At 61.8% G+C, this 17,541-nt stretch carries 19 protein-coding genes; 11 read left to right on the forward strand and 8 right to left on the reverse strand.

All coding sequences use genetic code 11. From position 1 onward, the window contains the following. The first annotated feature begins 20 nt into the window (after nt 1–20). From secY to map, 3 genes are all read left to right on the forward strand, one after another. A complete protein-coding gene (gene secY / locus AC4CS3_RS16650; protein WP_236812275.1) occupies nt 21–1,331 on the forward strand; it encodes a preprotein translocase subunit SecY in 1,311 nt (436 codons plus the stop codon). A 5-nt stretch (nt 1,332–1,336) separates the two neighbouring features. Continuing rightward, entirely contained in the window at nt 1,337–1,906 is a 570-nt protein-coding gene (locus AC4CS3_RS16655; RefSeq protein WP_490784425.1) for an adenylate kinase, read from the forward strand. Between the two features lie 223 nt (nt 1,907–2,129). Next, nucleotides 2,130–2,957: a type I methionyl aminopeptidase gene (gene map / locus AC4CS3_RS16660; protein ID WP_490784375.1), complete on the forward strand. Its 828-nt coding sequence runs from the start codon at nt 2,130–2,132 to the stop codon at nt 2,955–2,957. A 165-nt stretch (nt 2,958–3,122) separates the two neighbouring features. Here map and AC4CS3_RS16665 read toward each other — a convergent pair whose 3' ends face one another. Genes AC4CS3_RS16665 through AC4CS3_RS16675 form a run of 3 tightly spaced genes read right to left on the reverse strand, consistent with a single transcriptional unit; the run spans nt 3,123 to nt 6,414 of the window. Beyond that, entirely contained in the window at nt 3,123–4,469 is a 1,347-nt protein-coding gene (locus AC4CS3_RS16665) for an ABC transporter substrate-binding protein (RefSeq protein WP_490784376.1), read from the reverse strand. 59 nt (nt 4,470–4,528) lie between these two features. After that, nucleotides 4,529–5,467 (reverse strand): carbohydrate ABC transporter permease, encoded by a 939-nt coding sequence (locus AC4CS3_RS16670; protein WP_437771050.1) that lies wholly within the window; start codon nt 5,465–5,467, stop codon nt 4,529–4,531. After that, complete coding sequence (locus AC4CS3_RS16675) at nt 5,464–6,414, reverse strand: carbohydrate ABC transporter permease (protein ID WP_490784377.1); 951 nt, start codon at nt 6,412–6,414, stop codon at nt 5,464–5,466. The genes AC4CS3_RS16670 and AC4CS3_RS16675 overlap by 4 nt, the downstream gene beginning before the upstream one ends. A 349-nt stretch (nt 6,415–6,763) precedes the next feature. Here AC4CS3_RS16675 and AC4CS3_RS16680 point away from each other — a divergent pair, with 349 nt between their 5' ends. The 8 genes from AC4CS3_RS16680 (at nt 6,764) to AC4CS3_RS16715 (ending at nt 12,159) form a co-directional block, all read left to right on the forward strand. Continuing rightward, nucleotides 6,764–7,714, forward strand: coding sequence for a P1 family peptidase (locus tag AC4CS3_RS16680; protein WP_490784378.1), 951 nt, complete (start codon nt 6,764–6,766; stop codon nt 7,712–7,714). Between the two features lie 257 nt (nt 7,715–7,971). Further along, nucleotides 7,972–8,193 carry a translation initiation factor IF-1 gene (gene infA, locus AC4CS3_RS16685; protein ID WP_009358723.1) on the forward strand — a complete coding sequence of 74 codons (222 nt, stop codon included), beginning with the start codon at nt 7,972–7,974 and terminating at the stop codon, nt 8,191–8,193. Nucleotides 8,194–8,268: 75 nt separating this feature from the next. Then, on the forward strand, nt 8,269–8,382 hold the full coding sequence (rpmJ, locus tag AC4CS3_RS16690; RefSeq protein WP_011775570.1) for a 50S ribosomal protein L36: 114 nt from the start codon (nt 8,269–8,271) through the stop codon (nt 8,380–8,382). Between the two features lie 192 nt (nt 8,383–8,574). Further along, on the forward strand, nt 8,575–8,952 hold the full coding sequence (rpsM, locus tag AC4CS3_RS16695) for a 30S ribosomal protein S13 (protein WP_011775569.1): 378 nt from the start codon (nt 8,575–8,577) through the stop codon (nt 8,950–8,952). 102 nt (nt 8,953–9,054) lie between these two features. Then, the gene (rpsK, locus tag AC4CS3_RS16700; RefSeq protein ID WP_028265083.1) at nt 9,055–9,456 is read left to right on the forward strand and encodes a 30S ribosomal protein S11; all 402 of its coding nucleotides are present in this window, start codon (nt 9,055–9,057) and stop codon (nt 9,454–9,456) included. A gap of 142 nt (nt 9,457–9,598) precedes the next feature. Next, a complete protein-coding gene (locus AC4CS3_RS16705) occupies nt 9,599–10,609 on the forward strand; it encodes a DNA-directed RNA polymerase subunit alpha (RefSeq protein WP_011692778.1) in 1,011 nt (336 codons plus the stop codon). A gap of 66 nt (nt 10,610–10,675) precedes the next feature. Then, nucleotides 10,676–11,236 (forward strand): 50S ribosomal protein L17, encoded by a 561-nt coding sequence (gene rplQ, locus AC4CS3_RS16710; RefSeq protein WP_490784379.1) that lies wholly within the window; start codon nt 10,676–10,678, stop codon nt 11,234–11,236. A 32-nt stretch (nt 11,237–11,268) separates the two neighbouring features. Continuing rightward, nucleotides 11,269–12,159, forward strand: a complete 891-nt coding sequence (locus AC4CS3_RS16715) for a tRNA pseudouridine synthase A (protein WP_490784380.1) — start codon at nt 11,269–11,271, stop codon at nt 12,157–12,159. A gap of 116 nt (nt 12,160–12,275) precedes the next feature. Here the strand turns inward: AC4CS3_RS16715 and AC4CS3_RS16720 are convergent, their stop codons facing one another. Genes AC4CS3_RS16720 through cpaB form a run of 5 tightly spaced genes read right to left on the reverse strand, consistent with a single transcriptional unit; the run spans nt 12,276 to nt 17,525 of the window. Next, nucleotides 12,276–13,184, reverse strand: a complete 909-nt coding sequence (locus AC4CS3_RS16720; RefSeq protein ID WP_490784381.1) for a type II secretion system F family protein — start codon at nt 13,182–13,184, stop codon at nt 12,276–12,278. Nucleotides 13,185–13,193: 9 nt separating this feature from the next. After that, entirely contained in the window at nt 13,194–14,138 is a 945-nt protein-coding gene (locus tag AC4CS3_RS16725) for a type II secretion system F family protein (RefSeq protein ID WP_490784382.1), read from the reverse strand. Continuing rightward, on the reverse strand, nt 14,135–15,583 hold the full coding sequence (locus AC4CS3_RS16730) for a TadA family conjugal transfer-associated ATPase (RefSeq protein WP_490784383.1): 1,449 nt from the start codon (nt 15,581–15,583) through the stop codon (nt 14,135–14,137). The genes AC4CS3_RS16725 and AC4CS3_RS16730 overlap by 4 nt, the downstream gene beginning before the upstream one ends. Further along, the gene (locus AC4CS3_RS16735; RefSeq protein ID WP_490784384.1) at nt 15,580–16,776 is read right to left on the reverse strand and encodes a CpaE/TadZ family protein; all 1,197 of its coding nucleotides are present in this window, start codon (nt 16,774–16,776) and stop codon (nt 15,580–15,582) included. The genes AC4CS3_RS16730 and AC4CS3_RS16735 overlap by 4 nt, the downstream gene beginning before the upstream one ends. Then, a complete protein-coding gene (gene cpaB, locus AC4CS3_RS16740; protein ID WP_490784385.1) occupies nt 16,773–17,525 on the reverse strand; it encodes a Flp pilus assembly protein CpaB in 753 nt (250 codons plus the stop codon). The genes AC4CS3_RS16735 and cpaB overlap by 4 nt, the downstream gene beginning before the upstream one ends. Between the last annotated feature and the right edge of the window lie 16 nt (nt 17,526–17,541).

Consider the following 17,541-nt stretch of genomic DNA (forward strand, 5'->3'; position numbering starts at 1 on the left):
CTTTTAACTCAGGAGGACGCTTGCTAAGCGCATTCGGCCGGGCATTTCGTACGCCTGATCTGCGACGCAAGTTGTTGTTCACGCTGGGAATCATCACAATCTTCCGCTTGGGAGCTTTTATCCCCTCGCCTGGTGTGAGCTACCAAAATGTTCAGCAATGTTTGTCAAGCAATCAGGACCAGGGCGGCCTCTACCAGCTCGTCAACCTGTTCAGCGGTGGTGCACTGCTGCAGGTTTCGATCTTTGCCCTGGGGATCATGCCGTACATTACGGCCAGCATCATCGTGCAGCTGCTCCGCGTGGTCATTCCGCGGTTCCAGGAGCTGTATGACGAAGGCGCCTCGGGCCAGTCGAAGCTGACGCAGTACACGCGTTATCTGACCATCGCGCTGGGCCTGCTGAACGCCACCACATTGGTGTCCCTGGCACGCTCCGGGCAGCTGCTGCCCAACTGCCAGCTGCCGATCATCCCCGACACGAGCATCATCGCCACGATTCTTGTCGTCATCACCTTGACGGCCGGCACAGGCCTCATCATGTGGATGGGCGAACTGGTTACCGAGAAGGGCGTGGGCAACGGCATGTCGTTGCTCATCTTCACCTCCATCGCGGCCGGCTTCCCGACCTCGCTTGGTGCCATCTGGAACTCCAAGGGACCGGGCACCTTCTTCACGGTGTTGGCGATCGGCCTCGTGACGGTCGCACTCGTAGTCTTCGTGGAGCAGTCCCAGCGGCGTATTCCGGTCCAGTACGCAAAGCGTATGATCGGCCGGCGCACCGTAGGCGGCACCAGCACCTACATCCCCATCAAGGTGAACATGGCCGGCGTCGTCCCCGTCATCTTTGCTTCCTCCATGCTCTACCTGCCCGGGCTGATTGCGCAGTTCAACCAGCCGAAGGCCGGAGAGTCCATCGCTCCGTGGGTTGAGTGGATCAACAACAACCTCACCAAGGGCGACCACCCCATCTACATGGCGTTGTACTTCGTCATGATTGTGTTCTTCACCTACTTCTACGTCGCGATCACCTTCAACCCTGAAGAGGTCTCGGACAACATGAAGAAGTACGGCGGGTTCATTCCGGGCATCCGGGCGGGTAAACCGACCGCGGACTACCTGCAGTACGTGCTTTCCAGGATCACCCTCCCCGGCGCCTTTTACCTGGGCTTCGTGGCGTTGATTCCGCTGGTCGCACTCGTCCTGATCGGCGCAAACCAGAACTTCCCGTTCGGTGGCACGTCAATTCTGATCATGGTGGGTGTGGGCCTGGAAACCGTCAAGCAGATTGATGCGCAGCTACAACAACGTCACTACGAAGGGCTTTTGCGATGACGAGAATGCTGATCATTGGACCCCCGGGTTCGGGCAAGGGAACTCAGGCTGAGCGGATTTCCGGGCGCTTGGGCGTAGTCGCCATCTCCACCGGCGACATCTTCCGGGCAAACGTCAAGGGCGAAACGCCGCTGGGTATCGAAGCCAAGAAGTACATGGACGCCGGCGATTTCGTTCCGGACAGCGTCACCAACAAAATGGTCCGTGACCGCCTGAGCGAGAGCGACGTCGAGAACGGCTTCCTGCTCGACGGATACCCGCGCACCACCGCCCAGGTGGAATACCTGGACCAGATCCTCGCCGACGGCGACGAGAAGCTCGACGTCGTGCTTCAGCTGACCGCCGACGACGAGGAACTTGTTTCACGCTTGCTGGGCCGTGCCAAGGAGACCGGGCGCTCGGATGACAACGAAGGCGTTATCCGCCACCGCCTGGATCTCTACCACGAGCAGACCGAGGCCGTCGTGGCCAAGTATGCCGAACGCGGCATCCTGACCCAGGTCGATGGCATTGGCGGCATCGACGAGGTCACGGATCGCGTCCTGTTGGCCATCGAGGCGGCCAAGGCCGTCTAGTCGCCGCGCGACTGTTGAAAAGGGTGTGTCCCGCGCCGGAGTGAACTGCTCCCCGTGCGGGACACGCCCTTTTCAGTTCTGTTCTGCGGGGGCGGGACCCGGGACCGCTTCCGGGCGTTCGCGGCTCCGGTTTCGGGCATTACTGCCGATGCGGGAAAATAAGAGATCTGAGGGTGTTCTGGTTCCGCAGCCCACCACATGCAGCACACGACAAGAGGAGACCATGGCGTTCGGCCAGCCCCGCATCGAATACAAGACCAATGAGCAAATGCGCAAGATGCACGAGGCCGGATTGGTCCTCAGCAGAGCGCTCGACGCGGCCGTTGCGGCTGCGAAACCGGGCGTGACCACGCGTGAGATCGACGCCGTGTTCGCGGCGGTCCTCATCGACGCTGGAGCGAAGTCGAATTTCCTCGGGTACCACGGCTTCCCGGCAACCATCTGCACCTCCGTCAACGAGGAGGTTGTGCACGGCATCCCCGGTGACAGGGTCCTCCAGGACGGGGACATCATTTCGATTGATGGCGGAGCGATCGTTGACGGTTGGCACTCCGACTCCGCACGCACCGTGATAGTCGGGACGGCGGATCCTGAAGACCAGCGGCTCTCGGATGTCACCCAGGCGGCCATGTGGCGTGGAATCGCTGCTTTGGCGAAGGGCAAGTTCGTGGGCGACATCGGCAACGCCGTGGATGACTACGTCTCCTCCGTACCGGGGAAACCGCTCGGCATCCTGGAGGACTACGTCGGCCACGGCATCGGCTCGGAGATGCACATGGCCCCGGATGTGTTGAACTACCGCACCACGCACCGCGGCCCGAAGATCAGGCCGGGACTGTGCCTTGCGATTGAACCCATGCTCGTCCGCGGCAGCATTGAAACAGCAACCCTCGACGACGACTGGACCGTGGTGACCACTGACGGCAAGCGTTCGTGCCAGTGGGAGCACTCGGTTGCCGTCCACGAAAAGGGCATCTGGGTGCTTTCCGCGCCCGACGGCGGTGCAGAGCAGCTGGCGCCGCTCGGCGTCGTGCCCGTTCCGATTCCCTGAACAGACGCGGCTGCCCAACTAGCTCGCATTAGATGTCGTTCTGACCCGTCAAAACGACATTAACTGCGTGGGCCCCCGCCGCCCGGGTTCCCTGGCCGAGCTTGCGAGGCGAGGGTGGCGGTGGGGACTAGTTGGGCAGCGGGATCGCACTCGGCGCGCAGAACCCTAGCTCTTGAGCTTGGGCTTCACGTCCTTGGTGTAAATGCCATCGAGGGTTGTCTTGAGGTCCGTCATGGTGGCCTTCACGTCGCCCTGCTGGGTGAGGATCTTCGCGGCGGCCTTGGCCATCTCCTGATCGGCACCGGGCAGGAACACGCGGGCGTTGTCCTGCACCTTGGTCACGGCGAGCTGGTCCATGGCCGTCTTGATCTGGGGAGTCTTGGCGAGGACTGCCGTCATGTCCGCGGAGACGCGCGTGGGCATGTAGCCGGTCGCAGCCGAGAATGCCGCGGTGTTCTCCGGCTCGGTCATGAATTTCAGGAAGGTGGCAGCCGCGAGCTGGACTTCCTTGCTGACACCGCTGGGAATCCCGAGTCCGGCGCCGCCGGTGGGGCAGACGTTGGTCTCGGCCTTGGGTCCACCCGGCATGAAGCCGACGCCGACGTTGAACTTGGCGGACTTCAGTACGCCGAGCAGGTCTCCAGTGGAGGAGATCGTGGTGGACGTGATCCCTGCGGCGAAGTCGTCCGCGGCGTTCTTGGAAGAGACGCCGGCCCACTTGTCCTTGTAGATGGAGTCCTGGGCCCACTGCAGCGCGGCGACGGATTCGGTGGAGTCGCAATTGAAGGTCCACCCGTTGGACCAGCTGCCGCCCCAGCCCCACAGGTTGTTCTGCAGGGTCCAGCCGGCGTATCCGGCAAGGGCCGGGTAGATGTAGGCGTACTTCGCGCCCGAGCTGGCCTGGAGCTTGGGGGCCCACTCGGCGAACTCCTGCCAGGTCTTGGGTGCCCGGTCCGGAAGGCCGGCGGCCTTGAAGTGGTCCTTGTTGTAGTAGAAGAGCGGGGTGGAGCGGCCGTAGGGGAGCGCCCACTGCTTGTTGGCGTATTGGTAGTCAGCTACGAGGGACTTCTGGAAGTCGTCAATTTTGACGTCCAGCTGCTTGATGAGCCCGTCCAACGGAATGATGTTGCCGTTGGTGTAGTAGCGGAACCACCAGACGTCGGAGAGCACGACGAGGCCCGGGAGGGCCGACTTCGCGGCCTGCGAGGTCTGGAACTTCTGCGCGATTTCCTCGTAGTTGGCGCCTGCCGTCACGAGGTTCACCTTGATGTCCGGGAACTTCGCCTGGAACTTGTCGATGATGGATTGCTCGACGGCCTGGGACTGCCCGGGGTGGCTGGTCCAAAAGTCGAACGAGCCGGCCGGCTTGACGCCGGTGAAGTCGATGTCCGAAGGGCTGCTGCTCGCTGCGCTGCCGCTGGTCGACGGACCGCCGCATGCTGCCAGGGCGGCGGCGCCGACTCCAAGTCCGGCGAGCCCCAGGAAGTTTCTACGATCAAGATTCATTGCCATGGTTGGTCCTCTCAAGGATGCAAAGGTGGTGATGGGGTTGTGTGGAAGGTGCGGCGTTACTAGCCAGTGACGCTGCCCTGGGTGAGCCCGGCAACGATGTAGCGTTGCAACGCTGCGAAGACCAGGAGGATGGGGATGATCACGAGGACTGCTCCGGCCATCAGGATCCCCCAGCCGGCGCCGTTTCCTTCAGAGTTCTGAAGCAGGGTCAAGCCGACCGGGAGGGTCATGGTTTCCGGCCGGTCCGTGATGATCAGGGGCCAGATGTAGTCGTTCCATTCGCTGACCACGGTGACGAGGGCGACGGTGGCGATGGAGGGGAGCGACACCGGGGCGACTACTTGCCACAGCCTGCGCCAATGGCCCGCGCCGTCGATTTCCGCGGCTTCGAGGATGGACCCCGGAAGCGTCTTGAAATGCTGGCGAAGAAGGAAGGTTCCGAAGGCCGTGCCGAGTCCCGGAAGAATGATTCCCCACAGGGTGTTCTTCCCGCCGATTCCCGCGATCAGGATGTAGTTGGGGAGGATCGACACCTGCGGAGGCACCATCAGGGCCACGAGGATCACGACGAAGATGACGTTCTTGAACGGGAAACGGACAAAGACCAGGGCGTACGCGGTCAGGATGGCGAGGATCACCTTGACCGTGGAACCGACCACGGTGACGATCAGGCTGTTCAGGAAGAACCGAGCGAACGGCACTGTGGTCATGGCCGTGTGGTAGTTCTCCAGGTTCAGGCCCTGCGGCAGGATCTTGAGATCCGTGGTGACGATCTCGCCGGGCTGCTTGAAGGAACTCAGCAACATCCACAACAGCGGCAGGACCACCACGAGGGTGGCCACGATCAGCGGGATGTAGCCTCCGGCCAGTGTCTGGACGAGGTTTGCGCGGGAGAACGGCTTGTCGCGCCGCGCTGGGAGCTCCGGACCGCCGTCGGGAGCTTTCAGGGTCCCGACGCCGGTCGCGGGGTTGGGGCTGACGGGAGAGAGCGTGCTCATGAGTAGTGCACCTTCCGTTCGACGAACCGCAGCTGGAGCACGGTGATGATGAGCAGGATGGCGAAGAGCACCACTGAGATGGCGGCGGAGTAGCCGGCGCGGTTGTACGCTCCGAAGGCCTGCAGATATGCCTCGTAGATCAGCGTGCTGGTGCCGTTGCCCAACGGCGTCATGATGCGGATCAGGTCAAAGGCCTGCAGCGAGCTGATCATCGTGGTGATCAGCAGGAAGAACGTGGTGGGGGAGAGCAGCGGAACGGAGATGCTCATGAAGCGGCGGAAGCCGTTGGCACCGTCCAGGGAGGCTGCCTCCATGACGTCCTTCGGGAGCGACTGGAGCCCGGCGAGGTACACGACGGCGCAATAGCCCAGGTTCTTCCAGACGTAGACGATGATGACCATCACGAGGGAGAGCTGCGGATCGTTGATCCACTGGGGACTTTGCTGGCCAATTCCGCGGAGCAGCCAGGACAGCACGCCGTATCCGGGGTCGAAGATGAACAGCCACACGAGGCCGACTCCTACGCCGCTGAGGACATAGGGGGCGAAGACGGCGGAACGCGCAAATGTGGTGCCGCGGACCTTCGCGTTCAAGGCCAGGGCCACCAAGAGGCCCAGCACCATGGAACCGCCAACCGTGACCACGGTGAAGATGAGGGTGGTGCCGAGTACTTGCGGGGCGTCGGAGCTCGTGAAGAAGTTGACGTAGTTGTCGAAGCCCACAACGGTGGCCGAGGTGGACCCCAAGGTCCAGTCAAGTGTCGAGTAATACATGTTGTTGATCAACGGCAGATACGTGAACACCGCGATCAGTGCCAAGTTCGGCAAGGCCAGTGCCAGGAACACAAGGAAGTCGCGTCGGGTTCGGCCGGACCAGCGTCCCCGGCGCTGAGGGGCCGGGACAGCCTGCGCGGTGTCCGCGGGGCTGCCTGTCAGTTGTCTTGTCATGGGAGGTCTCTAACGGTTCGCAGATATCGGGGCGCGCCGGACCCGAACTGTTGGGTCAAGGGGGGCGGCTAGTTTTACCTCACCACACGGGAGCACCTGTCAAGTCAAAAAAAGGGCTGTTCGCGGGATTGTTGGACAAGCCTTTTGCGCTTGTTCACTCGATGTTCCGTGGCGGATGGGGCCGTGTTTACATTCGAGGCACGACTATCGTTTGTTCTCCGGCCACCGCAAGCCCGGCGTGCTCACGAAATCTTGCGCACGCCCAAGTAGCTCGCAGTTGTTGTCGTTATCGCGGCTGATAACGACAACAACTGTCAGCCAGTTGGGTGGCGGGGAGCAGAATAGGCACATGACTTCGAAGATCACTGATGTGCCAGGAATCCGGGTGGGACATGTCCAGCGGATCGGCGATGGCTGGCTGAGTGGGGTGACGGTTGTCCTTCCGCCGCGAGGGACAGTGGGATCGGTGGACGTGCGAGGCGGCGGCCCCGGCACGCACGAGACCGACGCCCTCGACCCCACCACCCTCGTACCCACAGTCGACGCGGTAGTGCTCACCGGCGGGAGTGCCTTCGGTTTGGTCACGGCCCACGGCGCCCAGCGATGGTGCGAAGAGCAAGGGCACGGGTTCGCCGTGCCCGGGGGAGTGGTGCCGATCGTTCCGGCCGCCGCGATCTTCGACTTGGGCCGCGGCGGTGACTTCGCCGCCCGCCCCGACGAAGCCATGGGATACGAAGCGGCCGTTGCCGCTGCGGCCTCAAGCGAGCACGCCGACGTCGGACGCGGAAACATCGGCGCCGGTACCGGTGCAGTGATTGGCCGCGGCGCGTTCAAGGGGGGAGTCGGCACCTCGTCGATCACCTTGGACAGCGGCGTGGTGGTGGGCGCGCTCGCAGTGGTCAACGCGTTGGGGATGCCTTTCGGCACATCGTCCCCGCGGATCGAATCCGGCAGCTCAGAACCGGCGGGGCCTCCGGCGCTGAACACCACGCTCGTCGTCGTCGCCACCAACGCGGTCCTCGACCCCGCCGAATGCAAGCGCACCGCGAGTGCGGCACACGCCGGCCTCGCCCGGGCGCTGAGTCCATCCCATACACTCGCCGACGGCGACACCGTGTTCGCGCTGGCGACCGGCGCCGTCGGGCTTGACCGCAGTTCGGAACAAGCAAGGCAGGTTTCGCTCATTACCCTGCAAAGCGCGGCGGCGGACGCCGTCCGCCTGGCTGTCCTTGACGGTGTCGCGGCTGCGGAATCCATCACGACGGCGGCAGGCACCTTCACTGCCTACGGCGAGGTTTAGCGGGATCCAAGGGGGCTCCTCGGTCCTCGGAAGGGTGACACCGTGCCGGTGTCTGCGCTAGCATGGGCGGATTTAACTTTCGTGCCATTTTGGCGTAGAGTTGTTTGTTGGTTGTCTCCACAGCCACGCCCATTTAACAGGTCGCGAGTCCTGCTTCGTGGAGTGGCAAGAGCCGGACGGCCAAACAAACAAAAAACGTCCGCAGATTTTCCGGTGCCTAACCGGAGGGCTGCGGCAAACAACAGTTAGCGGAGGATATGGCCAAGAAGGACGGGGTCATTGAGATCGAGGGCGTTGTGACTGAGGCACTGCCCAACGCGATGTTTCGCGTTGAGCTCACCAACAAGCACATCGTTCTTGCACATATCTCGGGGAAGATGCGACAGCACTACATCAGGATTCTCCCTGAGGACCGCGTAGTGGTGGAGCTAAGCCCTTACGACCTCACACGTGGTCGCATCGTCTACCGCTACAAGTAATTGCTGGGCGGCAGCCTCGGGAAACCGCGGTAGTTGCCGCAACAGCTGACCAACTGCAACACGCAAAGGAACGCCATGAAGGTCAAGCCGAGCGTTAAGCAGATCTGCGACAAGTGCAAAGTGATCCGCCGTAATGGCCGGGTCATGGTGATCTGCGAGAACCCGCGCCACAAGCAGCGCCAGGGCTAATTCCCCGCAAGGGAACTAGCGCCCGCGAGGGCAACCTGGGTTGCTAACCCACGCAAGTAAATAAAGGCAGCACAAGCTGAATCGGGACGTATTAGAGCCTGGACAGCTAACCCCCGGTCGGAGGCTGGGGCCGCACTGAAAGTGCGGGTGTACTGCCTACGACCTCCGGTTTATTCAAGGAGTACTGCCACTATGGCTCGTCTCGCTGGCGTAGACATTCCCCGCGAAAAGCGGTTGGAAATTGCGCTTACTTACATCTACGGCGTGGGCAAGACCCGTGCACACGAAACCCTGGCTGCCACCGGCATCAGCGCTGACGTTCGGGTCAAGGACCTGACTGACGCCGAGCTGGTCCAGCTGCGTGACTACATTGAAGGCAACTACAAGGTTGAGGGTGACCTTCGCCGCGAAGTAGCAGCAGATATCCGCCGCAAGGTTGAAATCGGCAGCTACGAAGGCCTGCGTCACCGCAAGGGCCTGCCCGTACGCGGTCAGCGTACGAAGACCAACGCTCGTACCCGCAAGGGCCCGAAGCGTACCGTCGCCGGCAAGAAGAAGGCCGGACGTTAATCCCCATTTGCCCCCTAAAATCGCTGCGCGATTTCAGGGAACCCGGCAAATGTGGGCCCAAGCGTTTAGCTTTCCCCCAATAAACTTTCTGTAGGAGAAATAATGCCCCCGAAGACTCGTGGCGCGGTTCGCAAGCCGCGTAAGAAGGACAAGAAGAATATCGCGCTTGGCCAGGCGCACATCAAGAGCACCTTTAACAACACCATCGTGTCCATCACGGACCCGAACGGTGCTGTAATCTCCTGGGCTTCCGCCGGTGAGGTTGGATTCAAGGGCTCCCGTAAGTCCACCCCGTTCGCCGCCCAGATGGCTGCCGAGGCTGCTGCAAAGCGCGCCCAGGAGCACGGCCTGCGCAAGGTTGACGTGTTCGTCAAGGGACCGGGATCCGGACGCGAGACCGCAATCCGTTCGCTGCAGGCCGCTGGCCTCGAGGTTGGCTCCATCCAGGACGTCACCCCCAGCGCCCACAACGGTTGCCGCCCGCCGAAGCGCCGCCGCGTCTAATTGGATTCTTGGCCTTGCCGGCCGGGTCCGCCACGGAACAGCTTGACTGCTCCCTGGCGCCCGGCCGGCAAAGCCGGAACCAAGCCGATTTCCACCACCTGTGTTGCGTCATATAGCGGATGCTCGCCGAAAGGAAACCTAAGTGCTTATTGCACAGCGCCCCACTCTGTCTGAAGAAGTAGTCTCCGAGAACCGCTCGCGTTTCATCATTGAACCGCTGGAACCGGGCTTCGGTTACACCCTCGGAAACTCCCTCCGCCGTACCCTGCTCTCTTCCATCCCCGGTGCTGCTGTAACCAGCATCCGGATCGATGGCGTGCTGCACGAGTTCACCACGGTTCCGGGTGTCAAGGAAGATGTCACTGAGATCATCCTGAACATCAAGAACCTCTCCGTGTCCTCCGAGCACGATGAGCCGGTTGTTGCATACCTGCGCAAGCAGGGCCCCGGAGTCGTCACGGCCGCGGACATCGCTCCGCCGGCCGGCGTCGAATTCCACAACCCGGATCTGCACATTGCCACGCTGAACTCGAAGGGCAAGTTCGAACTCGAACTGACCATCGAACGCGGCCGCGGCTACGTTTCGGCAGCTCAGAACAAGTCCGGCGACTCCGAGATCGGCCGTATTCCGGTCGACTCGATCTACTCGCCGGTCTTGAAGGTTACCTTCCGCGTGGAAGCTACCCGTGTTGAGCAGCGCACTGACTTCGACAAGCTGATTGTCGACGTCGAGACCAAGCAGGCTATCGCCCCGCGCGACGCCGTTGCCTCGGCAGGCACCACCCTGGTGGAACTGTTCGGTCTTGCACGTGAGCTGAATACCGCAGCTGAAGGTATCGAGATTGGCCCGTCGCCGACGGATGCTGCCTTGGCAGCTGACATGGCACTGCCGATCGAGGATCTGGACCTCACCGTCCGTTCCTACAACTGCCTCAAGCGTGAGGGCATCCACACCGTGGGTGAACTCGTTGCCCGCTCCGAGGCTGACCTGATGGACATCCGTAACTTCGGTGCGAAGTCCATCGATGAGGTCAAGGCAAAGCTGGTTGAACTGGGTCTGTCCCTCAAGGACTCGCCTCCCGGTTTCGATCTTGCAGCCCGCGCCGCAGCCATCGAAGAGGACGACGCCGCGTTCAGCGACGACGAGCTCTAACAAGCAGATCTTGGCCACCGAGTCCACGTTCGGACCCGGACGGCCTTCATTACAGGAGAAATTACTATGCCTACCCCCACTAAGGGTCCGCGCCTCGGAGGCGGTCCGGCTCACGAGCGCCTGATGCTCGCGAACCTGGCAGCAGCCTTGTTCGAGCACAAGCGCATCACCACGACGGTCACCAAGGCCAAGCGCCTGAAGCCGTACGCAGAGCGCCTCGTGACCTTCGCCAAGCGCGGCGACCTGTCCTCCCGCCGTCGCGTGCTCGGCCTGATCAGCGACAAGGGCATCGTCCACGAGCTGTTCACCGACATCGCCGGCGCCGTTGCCAACCGCGATGGTGGCTACACCCGTATCACCAAGATCGGCAACCGCAAGGGCGACAACGCTCCCATGGCTGTCATCGAGCTGGTTCTTGAGCCGGTTTCCCCGAAGCAGGCTGTAGTTGCCGAGGCAACTGCTGCTGCCAAGAAGGACGCTGAGAAGGCTGCTCCGGCTGCCGAAGAGACCGCTCCGGTTGTCGAGGAAGAGGTCGTTGAGACCGAAGCCCCGGAGACCGAAGCCGAGGCTCCCGAAGCTGAAGCTGCTGAAACCGAAGAGGCTCCGGCCGCTGAGGAAAAGAAGTAATTCACTGAATTCTTCACAGTAGACTTAAGTCTATGAACGAACGAAAACCCGCTGCCCCCGTTTTGGGGGGCGGCGGGTTTTTGCGTGTCCGGATGGATCTTTCGTACGACGGCGGCCCGTTCAATGGGTGGGCGCTTCAGCCCGGTCTCCGGACCGTGCAGGGATCGTTGGAAGGGGCATTGGCGCTGATCGTGCGGCGCCCGGTACGGGTCACCGTGGCGGGACGGACCGACGCCGGTGTCCACGCCCGCGGACAAGTGGCGCACATTGACCTGTCCGAGGCGGAGTGGGGCGTGCTGCCGAGGGGCCACGAGATCGACCCCGCCGCCGCGCTGTTGCGGAGGCTTAGGGGAGCCTTGAGCCGGGTCCTGCAGGATGAAACCGGGGCCATTGAAGTGCACGACGTCGGACTGGCGCCCGACGGTTTCGATGCTCGCTTCTCCGCGTTGTGGCGCCGCTACAGCTACCGGATCGCCGACGGCCCGGAACGCTGGGACCCCGTCCTGCGCAGGCTGACGCTTTGGCACAAGGCCGCCCTGGACGAGGGAGCGATGAACCAGGGAGCAGTGGCGCTGCTGGGGCTTCAGGATTTCCGCGCGTACTGCAAGCCCAGGGAAGGCGCCACGACCATCAGAGAACTGCAGCGGCTTGAGTTCGTGCGCGGCAGCGACGGTGTGCTGGTGGCCAACGTCCAGGCCGATGCATTTTGCCACAACATGGTGCGTGCCTTGGTGGGATCCGCATTGCGTGTGGGGGAGGGCCTGGAAAGTCCGGAGTGGCTGCATGAGCGCCTGCTCGCGGGGGTGAGGGATGCCAAATCCGTGCTGGCTGCGCCGCACCCCTTGGTTCTTGAGGAAGTGGCCTATCCCTCCGACGACGAACTGTTTGCGCGGGCTGAGCTGACCCGGGCGCGGCGCGAGTAGGTGTGGGGCTGGCGTATCCAAGGCGCCCCGCGAGGAGGTCCTCCTCGACTCTGGGTGTCGAGGAGGACCGGTCTTTGAGGCTGACGCCCCTTTCAGGGCGCAGGTTCACTAATCGCCTAGAACACTCCCGCGAAGCTGTTCATCACGTTGATGACCGCGGGCCCGATGATCACGATGAAGAGCACCGGCAAAATGCAAAACATGAGCGGGAACAAGACCTTGATTGGCAACTTCATTGCCTTTTCTTCGGCCCTTTGGCGCCGCTTGACACGCATTTGCTTTGCCTGCAAACGCAATACGTTTGCAATGGCGATCCCGTAGACGTCAGCTTGGACCACGGCCCTTACAAAGCTCCTGAGGTCAGGGACGTCCGCCCGCTCCGCCATGGCGAGATAGGCGTCTTTACGGCTTCGTCCGGCCTGCATGTCCTGGAGTGTACGGATCAGCTCGGCGGCGAGCGGACCTTTGCCGTTCTGCCCGGCACGAGCCATTGCCGTCTCAAAGCCGAGTCCGGCCTCGACCGAAATCAGCATCTGGTCAAGAGTGTTCGGCAGTTCCAGTTCGATTGCCTTCTGCCTTTCGGCCCCGCGGCCGTGGACAAGAATATCTGGAACGAAGTAGGCCAAGACGGTTAGAGACGCTGCAAGCAATACTGTGGTGCTTGTCGGCGTTCTGACTACGAGAACAATCCCCAGAATCCCGACTGTCAGCGCCAGGGCAGGCTTCGCAATCAGCAACCGTTCCAGCGGCCACCCGCTTGGCCGGCCTGCTTTTGCCAGCAGTTTGTCCAGCCAGCCGGCGTAGCCTTTAGGCGCAAGCCGAAGCCCCAAAGGTACAGCCCTCTTCACTTGAGGGCCTGCACCAACCGAGGTTCCGTCGGGTGAGGCAACGAGGCGCCCCCGGTCACGTCCTAGATTGGTCTGGACAGCTGCGAGGCCGCTTCGATCGATGGATACGAAGGACCACACGATGTAAGAACTGGGCAGCACGATCAGCCCAACGATCAACCACGCCATGGCGGTCACGATGCCCTCCTAAAACTTGATCTTTACGACGCGGCTGAGCCAGAACCCGCCGACTGCTAGTAGTAACACTGCTGCGCCAACCATCAGCCAGCCCAATCCGTTGGTGTAAAGCGTTCCGATGTAGTTGGCGCTGGCAACGCTCAGGTAAAGAAACATTCCAATCGGAAGGGCCATCAGAATGTAGGCCGACAACCGGCCTTCCGCACTGAGCGAGCGAACCTGCCCTTTGATTTGTGACCTTTCGCGAATGGTTTCGCCTACATGGTCCAGGACGTCGGCCAGATCTCCGCCCACTTCGCGGTGAATTTCGATGGCCTGGGCGGTCCAGTCAAAGTCCTCGCTGCGGAGCCTGCGGGCGGCGTCCAGCATTGAGTCCTTCAAATCGCGGCCCAAACGGTTCTCGTTGACGAGCCGCGCGAATTCTTCAGATGTAGGCGATTCGGCTTCCTTGGCTACTGCGTCAACCGAACGGAGCAGGCTGTGCCCTGCTCGAAGTCCTCCGGCGAGCATTAGCAAGGTGTCGCCGAGCTGATCCTCGAACTTTCCGCGGCGCCGGCCGGCCAGCAATTTCAGGGCAGCCATGGCGCACAGAGGCGTCACGAGGACGAACACGATGCCGAGAGTTGGCCCTGCCAGGATGAACCCCACAACTCCGATGGTCACGGCGATGCAAGCCACCAGCAAAATGAAATCGGCTTGGCGCATCTTGAGGCCCGCTTGTTCCAGCGAGTTACGGCTGCCGAAGCTCGCGTTCCTGCTGACGTTCCGGTCGAGGAATGTTGTTGCCTGATCAGTTACGCGGGTGAGCATCGAAGGTTGCTCCATAACGCCGGGCCTACGGCGGGAGATGGCAATTTGCTTGCCGGGTCCGACAGCTACAAGCAGCAGAACGGCTAGTGCAGCGACGCACAGTCCAACACCGATTGCGAGGAAGATCGGGTCAGTGATGGTCATCGGTATCCACCGCCAATGGGCACGCTGCCAAAGACAGCAGGCGAAAGCGCAATGCCCAAATCGGCGAAATGGTCGACGAACCGGGGCCGCACTCCTGTGGGGACGGGTCTTCCCAGGAACTTGCCGTTGGCGTCGACGCCGGCACCGTAGTCAAAGGCAAAGGCGTCTTGGAGAGTGACGATGTCTCCTTCCATCCCTTGGACCTCGGTAACGTGAGTGATGCGGCGCGTTCCATCCCTGAGCCGGGAGATATGGACGATCAGGTTTACGGCTGACGCGATCTGTTCGCGGATGGCACGCAGCGGCAGATCCATCCCGGCCATGAGAACCAGTGTTTCCAGACGTGAAATTGCATCCCGGGGCGAGTTGGCGTGAACAGTGGAAATGGAGCCGTCGTGGCCGGTATTCATGGCCTGCAGCATGTCCAGCGATTCACCGCCGCGGACTTCACCGATAACGATCCTGTCCGGGCGCATACGCAACGAGTTCCGGACCAGCTCCCGGATGCTGATTTCACCCTTCCCCTCGATGTTGCGTGGGCGGCTTTCCAGCCGGACAACATGCTCCTGTTGGAGTTGAAGTTCAATGGCGTCCTCTATCGTGATGATGCGTTCTTCAGGTGGAAGGAAAGATGACAGGACATTGAGAAGCGTGGTTTTGCCTGTGCCTGTGCCGCCGGAAACGATGATGTTCAGGCGGCCCTTCACACACGCGTGGAGCAGTTCGGCAATCTCCGGAGACATGGTTCCGAAGGAAATCAAATTGTCCACAGTGAGGGGAACGTGGCCGAACTTTCGAATCGTGAGCGACGAACCGCCGACTGCCAGAGGCGGGATGATCGCATTCACACGGGAGCCATCCGATAGCCGGGCATCGACCAGCGGAGACGATTCATCGATCCTTCTGCCCACCTTGGTGACGATGCGTTCGATGATGCGCCTGAGGTGCTCCTCGTCGCTGAATTTCGCGCCGGTCAGATAGAGCTTTCCGGCCCGCTCCACATAGACCTTGTCAGGTCCGTTGACCATGATTTCGGTGACGGCTTCCTCATCGAGGTACCGTTGCAGCGGACCGAGCCCCAGGACGTCGTCGATAATTTCCTGGACAAGCCTCTGCCGCTCGAGAACGGACAGCGGAATCTCGTCCTCGTCGATGATTGCGCGAAGTTCGTCTTTGACATACTGGTGCAGTTCCGATTCGTCCACGGAAGAATCGGTGATCCGGCTTCCCATTCGCTCATAGAGGGCGATGCCGGCGCGTTCCTTGATTGCATTGAGTGCTTCATTGTTTTCGGACGCGTGCCGGTCGGCCGGTGAAGGAGCTGTGTTACCTGCTTGCCCGGGCACAGCGGGAGCCCAGGGGGCTGCCTGCGAGGCCGGGCCTGATGTCGGCGCGGAGATCTGGTCAAGACCACGGCTGGCCTCGAGACGTTTGGCGAGACTCATTGGACTACAACCCTTCTGTGAAGTTTCTTGTGTGGTCTGTCTTCCCAATTCGGCTTGAACCGATCCACCAGCTCCGCGAGTCCTTTGGTCGCAGGATCCTTGGTTCCGTCCTGCAAGAGCGGGACACCTTTGTTTGTGGAGAACGGGACTGCTCGGGAGCGCCGAAGAACTACATCCACGGGGAAGCCGATGGTCGCCTCGACGTCCTGGAGCGTGAGGCCGCTTCGACGGTCGGCGAAATTCAGGACAATGTGGCTGCGCTCGGGAAGAAGGCCCACCTCGTTGAGAATGGTCAACCCCGTCCGGAGTCCGCGAATGCTCGGAATGTCCATGCCGCAGACCCACACGACGTCGGTGGCCACTTCGAGGGTGGCGAGCACATGTTCACCCAAACCTGGCGCCGTGTCCACCACCACGAACTGAAACTCATCGGACAGCTGCCTGATCAGGTGCCCCACTTGATCGCCGGAAATCCTATCGGCTTCAACAGGGTTGAGCGGAGCACAAAGCGCATAGATGCCCGCGGGATGAACCGACAGGTAGGACTTGAGAACCATGCTGTCCTGGGTCGCGGCACCCGTTATGGCGTCCGCAAGAGTTCGCTCGGGTTCCAACATGAGCCCGGAGGCAACGTCTCCGAACTGTAGGTCCAGATCCAGAACAACGACACCCATCGGCGCCACTTTCCCCAGCCCCACGGCCAGGTTTGTGGTGACGGTCGTCTTGCCGACGCCCCCTTTCGGGGACATGACCGCGATGACGCGGCCGCCGGGAGGTTGGCCCTCGACCGAATTTCCAAGCCCTCGGCGCCGTCCGGCTGCAGCAAGACTGGCCCGTTCGAACAGCGAGCGGATTTCATCCACGTCTGCGTTTGGTGACAGCAGATCCCGTACGCCGGCGCGCATGGCCGGCAGGGCTACCTCGGACCTGCTCTCCGTCACAAGAACAACGCTGATTTCCGGGAACTGGAGATCAAAAAGACTGGCGAGCCGGATCGAATCTTCCAGCGGAAGCCCAGGGCCGAAGAGGATGACCTCGGCAAGTTCTCCGGTCAGCACCCGCAGGATGTCGTCCGGACCGGGAGGCAGATAGTCGGCGGTGATCACGTGGAGGGTGCCGCGCAGCCCTGTGGCTGCATGGCGTGCCCTGCGCTCAAAGTCCGAATCGGACGTGATCACGACAAACCGGCTCATCGGTACAACTCCGTCTTCTTGATGACCACTGGTGCGCTCTCCGCGGCGGAAGCCGGCTCTTTGGTGAGCCACAGCTTTCCGAACTCAGCCGCGAAAGCGAGTTTGGCCGAATCCACGTCGCTGCGGGCGAAAGTCACGAGCAGCTGGCCGGTTGGCAGTTCAGTGTTCGCCTGTTCCTGCGAATTTGACGTCGAGTTAGTCGCCTTGGACTGGGAACGCTGCACGCTCGTGACCAGGACTTTGTGGAACACTTCCTGTGACGTTGCTGCGCTCGCGGCGTCACCGCCGGATCCAGCACCGAAGAGGACGACGATACCGACCGTGTCGCCGGCCGCGATCCGCCCGCCGACCACGCGCTGTGCCTCCAGCTGAACGGAGATTTCCTGCATTCCGGCCGGGACGGGGACGGACCCTGGGGCCGCCAGACTGTTGGGGTCAACCAAACGGGCTCCCAGCAACGGTTCGCCGGGCATCAAATCCGTGGCGGCTACCTTCCCTTGGATCCCGTCCAGGCTCTTGAGTGCTCCGTTGGGGACGGAAGCTGTGGGCAATGACGTCAGTTTGACCGAGGACCTGATGGTATCGAGGGTCGCTCCGGACGGGATTTGAGTCTGCACAACCAAGACGTCAACGGGTTGAAGATCTTTTTGGGCCCGGGCTTCGGACCCTTGTACGAACGAGACCAGTAGCAGTGTGCCGACAATTGCGAGCACTAGTGCAACGATGCCTCCCAGTAGGCGAGTTTTCACTTTTCAATCTCCCTTC

The sequence above is a fragment of the Arthrobacter sp. SE2 genome, assembly GCF_058244265.1.

What these genes read in the sequence shown, in the direction of transcription:
- AC4CS3_RS16655 (WP_490784425.1), top strand. Translation starts at nt 1,337, where the DNA reads ATGCTGATCATTGGACCCCCGGGTTCGGGCAAGGGAACTCAGGCTGAG.
- map (WP_490784375.1), top strand. Translation starts at nt 2,130, where the DNA reads ATGGCGTTCGGCCAGCCCCGCATCGAATACAAGACCAATGAGCAAATG.
- AC4CS3_RS16665 (WP_490784376.1), bottom strand. Translation starts at nt 4,469, where the DNA reads ATGGCAATGAATCTTGATCGTAGAAACTTCCTGGGGCTCGCCGGACTT.
- AC4CS3_RS16670 (WP_437771050.1), bottom strand. Translation starts at nt 5,467, where the DNA reads ATGAGCACGCTCTCTCCCGTCAGCCCCAACCCCGCGACCGGCGTCGGG.
- AC4CS3_RS16675 (WP_490784377.1), bottom strand. Translation starts at nt 6,414, where the DNA reads ATGACAAGACAACTGACAGGCAGCCCCGCGGACACCGCGCAGGCTGTC.
- AC4CS3_RS16680 (WP_490784378.1), top strand. Translation starts at nt 6,764, where the DNA reads ATGACTTCGAAGATCACTGATGTGCCAGGAATCCGGGTGGGACATGTC.
- infA (WP_009358723.1), top strand. Translation starts at nt 7,972, where the DNA reads ATGGCCAAGAAGGACGGGGTCATTGAGATCGAGGGCGTTGTGACTGAG.
- rpmJ (WP_011775570.1), top strand. Translation starts at nt 8,269, where the DNA reads ATGAAGGTCAAGCCGAGCGTTAAGCAGATCTGCGACAAGTGCAAAGTG.
- rpsM (WP_011775569.1), top strand. Translation starts at nt 8,575, where the DNA reads ATGGCTCGTCTCGCTGGCGTAGACATTCCCCGCGAAAAGCGGTTGGAA.
- rpsK (WP_028265083.1), top strand. Translation starts at nt 9,055, where the DNA reads ATGCCCCCGAAGACTCGTGGCGCGGTTCGCAAGCCGCGTAAGAAGGAC.
- rplQ (WP_490784379.1), top strand. Translation starts at nt 10,676, where the DNA reads ATGCCTACCCCCACTAAGGGTCCGCGCCTCGGAGGCGGTCCGGCTCAC.
- AC4CS3_RS16715 (WP_490784380.1), top strand. Translation starts at nt 11,269, where the DNA reads ATGAACGAACGAAAACCCGCTGCCCCCGTTTTGGGGGGCGGCGGGTTT.
- AC4CS3_RS16725 (WP_490784382.1), bottom strand. Translation starts at nt 14,138, where the DNA reads ATGACCATCACTGACCCGATCTTCCTCGCAATCGGTGTTGGACTGTGC.
- AC4CS3_RS16730 (WP_490784383.1), bottom strand. Translation starts at nt 15,583, where the DNA reads ATGAGTCTCGCCAAACGTCTCGAGGCCAGCCGTGGTCTTGACCAGATC.
- AC4CS3_RS16735 (WP_490784384.1), bottom strand. Translation starts at nt 16,776, where the DNA reads ATGAGCCGGTTTGTCGTGATCACGTCCGATTCGGACTTTGAGCGCAGG.